Annotated in this window: 9 protein-coding genes; 7 read left to right on the top strand and 2 right to left on the bottom strand. The window is 68.0% G+C overall.

Annotated elements, in window-relative coordinates:
• Positions 1 to 345 precede the first annotated feature (345 nt).
• From ETD86_RS11585 to ETD86_RS56860, 7 genes are all read left to right on the top strand, one after another.
• Entirely contained in the window at positions 346 to 993 is a 648-nt protein-coding gene (locus ETD86_RS11585; RefSeq protein WP_138666138.1) for a hypothetical protein, read from the top strand.
• Positions 994 to 1155: 162 nt separating this feature from the next.
• Positions 1156 to 1695 (top strand): AAA family ATPase, encoded by a 540-nt coding sequence (locus ETD86_RS11590; protein ID WP_246147855.1) that lies wholly within the window; start codon positions 1156 to 1158, stop codon positions 1693 to 1695.
• Positions 1696 to 2112: 417 nt separating this feature from the next.
• The gene (locus tag ETD86_RS11595) at positions 2113 to 2787 is read left to right on the top strand and encodes a hypothetical protein (RefSeq protein ID WP_138666139.1); all 675 of its coding nucleotides are present in this window, start codon (positions 2113 to 2115) and stop codon (positions 2785 to 2787) included.
• 138 nt (positions 2788 to 2925) lie between these two features.
• Entirely contained in the window at positions 2926 to 3111 is a 186-nt protein-coding gene (locus tag ETD86_RS11600; RefSeq protein ID WP_170223009.1) for a hypothetical protein, read from the top strand.
• Between the two features lie 70 nt (positions 3112 to 3181).
• Complete coding sequence (locus ETD86_RS11605; protein ID WP_138666141.1) at positions 3182 to 3697, top strand: hypothetical protein; 516 nt, start codon at positions 3182 to 3184, stop codon at positions 3695 to 3697.
• A gap of 272 nt (positions 3698 to 3969) precedes the next feature.
• The gene (locus ETD86_RS11610; protein ID WP_138666142.1) at positions 3970 to 4653 is read left to right on the top strand and encodes a hypothetical protein; all 684 of its coding nucleotides are present in this window, start codon (positions 3970 to 3972) and stop codon (positions 4651 to 4653) included.
• 209 nt (positions 4654 to 4862) lie between these two features.
• Positions 4863 to 5219, top strand: a complete 357-nt coding sequence (locus tag ETD86_RS56860; protein ID WP_211369980.1) for a hypothetical protein — start codon at positions 4863 to 4865, stop codon at positions 5217 to 5219.
• A gap of 49 nt (positions 5220 to 5268) precedes the next feature.
• On the opposite strand, the gene ETD86_RS11620 is transcribed toward ETD86_RS56860, so the two are convergent.
• Both ETD86_RS11620 and ETD86_RS11625 read right to left on the bottom strand, forming a co-directional pair.
• Positions 5269 to 6081, bottom strand: coding sequence for an endonuclease/exonuclease/phosphatase family protein (locus ETD86_RS11620; protein ID WP_138666143.1), 813 nt, complete (start codon positions 6079 to 6081; stop codon positions 5269 to 5271).
• 114 nt (positions 6082 to 6195) lie between these two features.
• A partial coding sequence (locus tag ETD86_RS11625) for a hypothetical protein (protein ID WP_211369981.1) occupies positions 6196 to 6528 on the bottom strand: 333 nt, incomplete at its 5' end.

A 6528-nucleotide genomic window follows, 5' to 3' on the forward strand; every position in this document is an offset into this window, starting at 1 on the left:
CTCCGCGCTGTTCTCCAGGATTGCCGCGCACGCCCCAGCCGCCCTGCTGCCGGGCGGCCCCCCAAGCGAGTCGAGCCGCTGCGCCTGCATGCCTCTGAGGTCCGCGCGGCCGGCCCAGGTGCGCACGGTCAAAAACGTGCTCGACCGGCTGGCTTCGCGTCGATGCGTTCGGTGCTCGGCCCAGGTGCGTGACGCGAGCGACGTCGATGACCTCCAGCATCGGGCTCGGCAACGCGAGGCCGGTCCGCACCATCTGCACGCCCAGGGCGGCGTCCTCCGCTGCTGCCGGAACTGCCCCGCGCGTCGGTGCGGCTGACCGGCGTCAGCCGTCTAGCATGAACAGGCATGCCCGTTGATTCTGCCCTCACTGACCTGCAAGGCGTGAATGCCGCCCAAGTAAGCGGGGCGATCGCTAACCTCGAGCAGCTCATTCTCAGCCTCGCCCCGGACGATCCCGAGCTGCCCGGCCTGCGCATCCAGTTTCATCACGTGATGGGCATCATGCTGTGGACCGAACGCGCTCCCAGCGAGAACGCTTCCACCTCTCGTAAAGGCATCCCGGCTCACGACGGCCAAGGCGAGCACGGTGCGTGGTGCCCAGTGTGCGCGGGGCCGCTCCGGCAAACTCGTACGGGCCGTCCAGCTCACTACTGCACCACGATCTGCCGCCAGAAAGCGCATCGAGACCGGCATCGTGCGGGGCGCATCGCCGCACGTCTGACGCGTGAGCGGGAAGGCTTCAGCGACACCGTCGCACTCCTGCCGCCCCTAATCGCCCAACTGCAGGCCATCAATCAACGCGCGCAAGAGCAGCTGGCGGACCTCCGGTCCCCTGGTAAGTTCGTCGCTACGGGCTGGGAATCAGAAGTGGATGTGGTCGCGCAGCAGGCGCAGCGGCACCTGGCCAACCTCACGGCGACCGCACGCAAGCATCGCGCCGGAGTGGAGGACCTACGGCGAGCCCGGGCCGCGGAGCAGCAGCCTGCTAGCTAGACAGGCAAGCCACCGGAGGCTGCCTGGCAACCGAGCACCGCCACCGTCGCAGGACAGCCTCCGCTCCTCCCGACCTGTCCGGCTGTTGATCTTCATAGGCTGATCGGCTGCCTTCACGACGTCTACCGCCCCATACTGGCGTCGACCCTGTACCGTCGTACGGTGCTCACCGGCTCACCGAATACGGTCTTGATCGTCGTCCGCGGCAATTCCGGGTCCGGCAAGTCCACCGTGGCCCGGACCGTGCGGGAAACGTATGGCCAGCGCGGCATGGCCGTCATCGGTCAGGACGTGGTGCGCCGCGAGATCCTGCGCGAGCTCGACAAGCCTGGCGGGGTGAACATCGGGCTGCTCGACGTGATGTGCCGCCATGCCCTGAACGCCGGCTACCACGTCGTCCTCGAAGGCATCCTCGCCCGGAGCCGCTACGGGGAGATGCTGCAGGCGCTGTTTCGCGATCACCGAGGCACAAGTCGCGCCTATTACCTGAACGTTTCCTGGGAAGAGACGCTCCGCAGACATGAGACACGGCCTCAGCGCACCCGGTTCGGCCCCGACGACATGCGGCAGTGGTATCTCGAGCAGGACCTTCTGGCGGACGCAGCGGAGACGATTATCGACGAGAGCAGCCCACTGGCCGAGACCGTCGGGCTGATTCTCCAGGACGCTGGTCTTCTGGCTGGCGAGGCGACACGCCCATGAGCAGCCGGGCTGGCCCTGAGTGAAGCTGCTGGACAACAGCAGAGCGCTCAAGACGTGCCGTTGGGCTTCGCGCTTCTCCAGTCCAGCGCGATCAGAGGAGGAAAGGCATCGATCCGTTCTCGCAGATCGCGCGAGCGCACGGTCGGGATGGGCGTCAAGGTAGCGAGCTAGGACACCGCGGATCTCGTCGAGAGTGACGGTCATGACCTCATGGAGGATCGCCGCAATCGGCTGCCGGACATTGGCCGCCGGAGCTGTGACGATCAGCACGCCGCAGGCTGACTACAGAGGGCTGGGTAGGTGGACCGGGGGTGCTGGTCCAGGAGCAGTGGTTGGGGCTGAGAATGGGGCCATCCCGGGTCTCGGTGTGGTGAAGATGGCGAGGGTGGCTGATGTGGTTCTGGGATGATCTGTGGCATGGCGCGTGGTGATGGTGGCGGCAGGGACGGCAGGGGCGAGCCTGTATGGCGGCCGGTGAGTGACGTGGACATGATGACCGCGGTTGTGCTGGAGCAGCTGGGCGCCAACCGCGATCAGTTGCGGACCTTGGAGCCGGCGCGGCGCGCTCCGCATCTGCTGGACGACCACACCGTGGAGCGGATCAAGCAGGTATTCGGGGTGCAGCGCGATGACCTGTGGCTGTGGGTCGAGACCGGCGAGCGCTGGCAGGCCCAGGACCTGAACGCGGCTACGGCCGCGAAGGTCGACCAGTACGTGGCGGCGGTGGAGGCGTTCGCGGCGAGCAACACGGTCATCTTGGCGCTGGCCGATGAGCTGGCTGCGGGCACGATCGAGGCGACGCTGGCCAAGTCGGATCTGGAGCTGGGTGTGGAGACCTTGGTGGGCGCGCTGGCACAGCAGGCGAACCCGTTCCCGGACGAGACGCTGGTGCAGGTCCGCCACCCGCTCGTTGAGGGTGATGAGGATGAGAAATCGTGGCCGTGGCTGGCGGGGATGGTGGTGGGCATGGTCGCTCCGGGCGAGTGGGAGATCGTGGTGACCGATGACCGTCTGGTGGAGGGGCTGGACGCTGGCGGGAACCCGGTCTACCCGGTCTGCTGTCGCGCGGCCGAGGCGATCCGCCTGCGGTAGGCCCTCGCGGTTGCCAGCCGTTCCCAGGGATGGGGATGGGGTCCCTCGTGGGATTCCCCGGCGTCAGGTCGGCCTCTTGCCGAAGTCTTTGATCGTGCTGAGCAACGCTCCATGGCCGACGTTGGGTACGGCACCGGCATGAGCAAGCACACACCGATGGACAAGGAAGCCGCCGCTCGAATCCAGTCGGCCGCGGCGAAGAACCCCGACAGCGACACGGCCCGCGATGAGTTCGATCGCCGCGCCCAGTCCGCGAGAGATACGAACGAGGCACGCGACCACGACGATGACGAGGGCTGGCCCCCGGCGCCCGTCAGCGCCTGACGACAGGACGGGGGGCCGTCATGGCGGTGACCTTTCGCCCTGCGCTCGGGCAAAAAAGACGTACGACCCGATGCGCGCGCAACTGCCCGAGGCGATGAGTTGGCGGCTGTCGCCGCAGGACGTGGAGCTGCTTATCGCGGTGCCAGAGCCGACGGCAGAGGAGGTGGCGGCGGCGCATGGCCGGCTGGGCCGGGCCCGGTTCGCGTTCATCGAGCTGCCGAACGTGCTGGTGTTGTGCCACTGGTTCGGCACGGGTGGCTGGGGGGTGCAGCCGTGGCAGGCTGTCCGGCAGGACGACTCGGAGCTCTACCCGCCCGGCCTGCCTGCCGCTGAGCGGCTTGCTGTCCACGTCTATCTCGCCGATTCCCTGACCGGGCGCGTGCGCGCCCACGGCTTGACGTCCTGGCCGAAGGAGTTCGCGGCCCGGCTGCAGGAGGCGATCGGGCGGGACGTGGCCGGCCCGCAGGATGACGCCGTCGCCGGCGCTGAGCTGGAGGAGTTGCTGCAGCGCTATTCCGATACCGGACGGCTGGTCCGTGATCGGGCTCCGTTCACCTGCGCGGCCGCGATGGTTCCCGTCCTGTGAGCCGGGACCGTGGGCGGAAGACGAGGTAAGCCAGCGTCGTCAACGTTTGTGGCTGTTGGGGCGTCTGTTCATCAGGAGGCCATGTGGACGTTCGGAACGGCCTGGAGGACTGAGAGGGGCGCCTCTGAACAGGTAAGGCGATCTTGTCGACGGGGCATTTACGGTGTTCGTCTCCGACTGTCACCCCCGGCTGCCAGGATGGCGGGTGCCGCACTTCACCGCCTGTCTGGGAGCCCGCTGTGTCTTAGCGCGACGACGTCGACCTGAGCAAGTTGGTCCGGGAGGCCGCGGCCGGGATGGACGGGGTGACGGTGGTGGACTTCGCGGACCTCGGGGTTCTCCCACCCGAGGCGCGCAAGGCCGCGCACATCCTCGCCGAGGTGAACGCGGTCGCCGACTTCCTCGCCCAGCTCACCGAGGCGTGCGACATCTACCTGGCCCGCAGGATCGCCGCGCAGCTCGCTGAAACCTCGCCCGACGGGGACGGCGGCCTGGACCTGTCGCTGGGCGAGACCGCCACGCGGATCGCTGCCGACGCCGACCCCGCCGCGTGGGACGAACTGCAGATGCACGCGCGGCGCGACATCCTCACCACCTGTGCCCAGCGGCTCGCCACGGTCCAGCAACGGCACCTGCCCGACACCCCCGAGGCCAGGGCGAACCTTGCCAAGATGATCGGGAACACCTTCGCCATCGGCGGTAACCTGTGGGTGTTCGCGGACAAGGAGCTGATGGAGGCCGGGGACGGCTTTGAGCAGGTGAGGATGCTGCCCGACAGCGTCGATCTGCCGCCACGTGCCTCCTCGCCGACCAACCAGCACGCCGCCAAGGTGGTCGCGGACTTTGACGGGGTATCGCTGCTGGCCAACGCGGCGATCCTGCTCATGGTGGCGCAGGTGATCGAACTGAACGCGACCGGCGGATGGGACGAGTTCCTCCAGGAGAATCTTCCCTGAACCGATCGTGGAGGAGCTAGGACCGCCCGCGATACGTTCAAGCGGCCTGCGGCGCAGAGGCTGGCTTTCGGGACCAAGCTGCCGGCCTCTTCCTGGTTAGCCGCCTGGTCATGAGCTCTGTTGACTGCACTATCCCGGTTGAGGACGGACGCAGATCGTCGCCATGCCCGGGGCTGGACAAGGCTGGGAGGCTGGCGCAGCCTGGAGATGTGGACGAGGCCGAGCGTCGGCGGCTTCTCGCCGAGTTGGCTGGCCAGGCTGCGGATCTGGTCACTGGCCTGCAGCGTGAACGGGACCGGTTGAAGGCGGCAGGGCAGGATACGGCCTGGGTGGATCAGGTGCTGCGCGAGATGGAGCCGTTGGCCGCCGCGACTCACGATCTCACGGTCTTGGGGGCTATGCGCGCGGTGATCGAGCGCCACGGCGGCGGGCCGTACCCGGCGGATGAGCTGGCGGTCATCGCTGGAGTGACCGCCGAGGATGCGCAACGTGTGCTGGAGCAGATGGTCCGTGACGGGCTGGCCATTCCGGCGGGCCAGCAGCCGCCGGCTGCACCGCCATCCTGACCGGCGCGGAACACACAGGGCGCAGGGGGCGGTTCGCGAGCGGGAACGTTCAGAGCAGGTCGGTGTCCAGGGTGATCGCCACGCCGTGGTGGTCGGAGGCACCCTCGGGGGTGTCGAGGAGTTGGCCGTCGGTCAGTGCGGCGATCAGGGCCTCGCTGACCATGATCCAGTCGATGCGGTCGCTGCGGCCGGTGGCTCGCAGGAATTGCGGGTTGTTGGTCTTGTGATGCAGGAGCGCGAAGGCGTCGCTAAACCGGTCGTTCGCCAGCGACTGGGCTACGTCGGTGTTCGGGACAGCCGGCCGTGCGGCGAGCGGGTCTTTGAAGCGGCGGGCGATGTTGATGGCGTTCATACGGCTCACGTCGGCGGAGGGCCCGTACAGGGGAGGGTGGTTGGCGTCCAGGCCGATCGTGGAGTAGGGGCCGTAGCGGCTGGCGGTGAAGCCGAGGATCTCGGCTTCGATCAGGGCTTGAGTGTGGCTGAACGGGCTGAGGTGGCTGACCGCGACGCCGAACGGTGCGTCCAGCCCTGCCACCTGCCAGGCGGCGGTCGCGACGCCGTGGGTGAGTTCGCTGCTGAAATCGGTGCAGTAATCGACGGGTTCTCCGAGACGATCATGCCGGTACAGGATCGCCACGTGGTAGCCCGATCGGCTGGCGGGCAGCGGGAGCGCGGCCAGCCCTAGGTCGTCGGCGGCTCGCGTGAGTGGGGCCGCGTTGTCGGTGTTCCAGCCGACGGCCTCGTTCAGCAACAGCACGTCGGCCTGGACGGGAGCGAGCCGTTCGACGAGCAGGGGCCACCGGCCGCCCGAGGCGCCCGAGGCGCCGTGGCTGAGGTTCTGCAGCGCGATCGTCATTCTCATGAGCCGTTTGTACCGTGGCGTGGGGCTCAGAGGGCCGCGATCGGCTTTGACCGGCGCCGTATTGAGGGTCGGTGGGGGAAGTGCGCAGCGGTGAGGAGTCTGGTCGTGCTCTTCTCAGATGCCGTCCTCGGTCATGGTGGCAGGCGGGATGACGATGGGTGGGCCATCGGGAGCCACGTTGGGGACGTTTTCGAGCAGGGGGCGGTACAGCTTCGGCTCGGCCCAGGTGTGGCCCTCATTGCAACTGATCGTTGCCGTCTCGGCTCGGAGGTCGAGGTAGACGTTAAGGCCAGTCGCTTGACGGCAGGTCGGGCAGGCGACGACAACGTAGCGGGCCGGGTGATCGTCTGGGCTGGGCCCGATGCGGAGCACTTCGGTGACCTTGAACCAGTGCGCGTTCACGCCTGAAGAGTTGATGGGGGCCGGGCGGGCGGCCAGTGGGGTTCC

This window comes from Nonomuraea turkmeniaca, assembly GCF_005889735.1.
GTDB lineage: Bacteria > Actinomycetota > Actinomycetes > Streptosporangiales > Streptosporangiaceae > Nonomuraea > Nonomuraea turkmeniaca.